At 50.9% G+C, this 1354-nt stretch carries 1 rRNA gene; it reads left to right on the plus strand.

From position 1 onward, the window contains the following. Positions 1–103: 103 nt before the first annotated feature. Positions 104–1354: ribosomal RNA gene (locus tag LC036_RS18335) — 23S ribosomal RNA — on the plus strand; the annotation flags it as partial.

Raw genomic sequence — 1354 nt, forward strand, 5'->3', positions numbered from 1 at the left:
AGGTGAACCTTGAAAACTGGATAAGGAATCATAGTCTTCATCTAACGATGAGACTTGATGACAAGACATCTAATTGAAATTGTAAACGTCTTTTCACGACGATAGTTAAGTGAATAAGGGCGCACGGTGGATGCCTTGGTACTAGGAGCCGATGAAGGACGGGACTAACACCGATATGCTCCGGCGAGCCGTAAGTAGGCTTTGACCCGGAGATTTCCGAATGGGGAAACCCACTGTTCGTAATGGAACAGTCTCCTATACTGAATACATAGGTATAGGAAGGCAGACCCGGGGAACTGAAACATCTAAGTACCCGGAGGAAGAGAAAGCAAACGCGATTTCCCGAGTAGCGGCGAGCGAAACGGAATCAGCCCAAACCAGAAAGCTTGCTTTCTGGGGTTGTAGGACACTCCTTTGGAGTTACCAAGGAGGAAGGTAGACGAATCGATCTGGAAAGTTCAGCCAGAGCAGGTAACAGCCCTGTAGTCGAAACCTTTCTCCCTCCGGAGTGTATCCTGAGTACGGCGGAACACGTGAAATTCCGTCGGAATCCGGGAGGACCATCTCCCAAGGCTAAATACTCCCTAGTAACCGATAGTGAACCAGTACCGTGAGGGAAAGGTGAAAAGCACCCCGGAAGGGGAGTGAAAGAGAACCTGAAACCGTGTGCCTACAAGTAGTCGGAGCCCGTTAATGGGTGACGGCGTGCCTTTTGTAGAATGAACCGGCGAGTTACGACCGTATGCGAGGTTAAGCAGCAGAAGCGGAGCCGCAGCGAAAGCGAGTCTGAATAGGGCGAGTGAGTATGCGGTCGTAGACCCGAAACCGTGTGATCTACCCATGTCCAGGGTGAAGGTCAGGTAACACTGACTGGAGGCCCGAACCCACGTAAGTTGAAAATTACGGGGATGAGGTGTGGGTAGGGGTGAAATGCCAATCGAACACGGAGATAGCTGGTTCTCTCCGAAATAGCTTTAGGGCTAGCCTCAGAATAGAAAGTCATGGAGGTAGAGCACTGATTGGACGAGGGGCCCCTATCGGGTTACCGAATTCAGTCAAACTCCGAATGCCATAGACTTTGTTCTGGGAGTCAGACCGTGGGTGATAAGGTTCATGGTCGAGAGGGAAACAGCCCAGACCGCCAGCTAAGGTCCCAAAGTGTGTGTTAAGTGGAAAAGGATGTGGAGTTGCTTAGACAACCAGGATGTTGGCTTAGAAGCAGCCATCATTCAAAGAGTGCGTAATAGCTCACTGGTCGAGTGACTCTGCGCCGAAAATGTACCGGGGCTAAACACACCACCGAAGCTGCGGATTGATCTTACGATCAGTGGTAGGAGAGCGTTCTAAGTGCAGC

It is taken from the genome of Halobacillus litoralis, from assembly GCF_020524025.1.
In the GTDB taxonomy this organism is placed as follows: Bacteria; Bacillota; Bacilli; order Bacillales; family Halobacillaceae; genus Halobacillus; species Halobacillus litoralis_D.